This is a genomic window from Sphingomonas endophytica, from assembly GCF_001476895.1.
Lineage (GTDB): Bacteria > Pseudomonadota > Alphaproteobacteria > Sphingomonadales > Sphingomonadaceae > Sphingomonas > Sphingomonas endophytica_A.
The window spans coordinates 1-739 of record NZ_LDTB01000079.1 but is presented as its reverse complement, the minus strand read 5'-3'; the positions used below and the strand labels follow the sequence as shown (position 1 = coordinate 739).

General features: G+C 69.1%; 2 pseudogenes. Both read right to left on the bottom strand.

Going from position 1 to position 739, the window contains the following annotated elements:
- Positions 1 to 294, bottom strand: a pseudogene (locus tag NS334_RS15430) (S9 family peptidase); the annotation flags it as partial.
- A pseudogene (locus tag NS334_RS15425) lies at positions 291 to 739 on the bottom strand (glycoside hydrolase family 2 TIM barrel-domain containing protein); the annotation flags it as partial. The pseudogenes NS334_RS15430 and NS334_RS15425, both read right to left, overlap by 4 nt.

Sequence of the window (739 nt, the reverse complement as noted above, 5' to 3'; positions counted from 1 at the left end):
ACCCAGCGCGATCCCCAGCCCCTTCGCCAGCGCCCCCGCATCGAAGGCATCGCGTTTCGCCTGCGTCGCCGCATCCACATCGACGAACGCGAACCCGCCCGGCACGGTCTTGCGATAATGGAAATGCCGCCCGTCCGCGTCCCATTCCGCCGGGAAAGCGATGTCGCGCGTCAGCCATTGCCACTGCTCGCGCAACGCGATCGAGCGCGCGACCTTCGGATCGACCTGCGCCAGCGCCGGTGTGGCGAGCAACGTCGCGGCCAGCAACGTCGCGGCGAGCGACAGGCGCTTCACTTCGCCGCCCCGATCGTGAACGCCCAGTCGATCGGCGTCAGCGGCACCCGGTATTTCATATGCGGTCGTCCATCCACGCTCCACCCGGTGTCGCCACCCACGCCACTCTGCACGGCGTCGATCAGCAGCGTGCCGTCACCATGCGGGCGAATGTCGCTGCTATGCGCCTTGGCGGCGGGCTTCTCCATCAGGTCGGCATAGGGGAAGGGCAGCGCATTCACCGCCAGCGGCCGGTCGCCCGTGACGCGCAGCCCGACGCCGCGCGCATCCTCGACCTCGATCCACCGCACGTCCTGCTTGCTCCCCGATTCCTGCGGGCGCGCATAACCGTGGTATTGATCCGCCAGCAGCCCGCGCCACTCGCCCACCATCGCCGCCGTCTTGCGGTCGGCATAATTCTCCCACGGCCCGCGCCCGTACCAGCGGATACGGTCGAGCGTCGCGG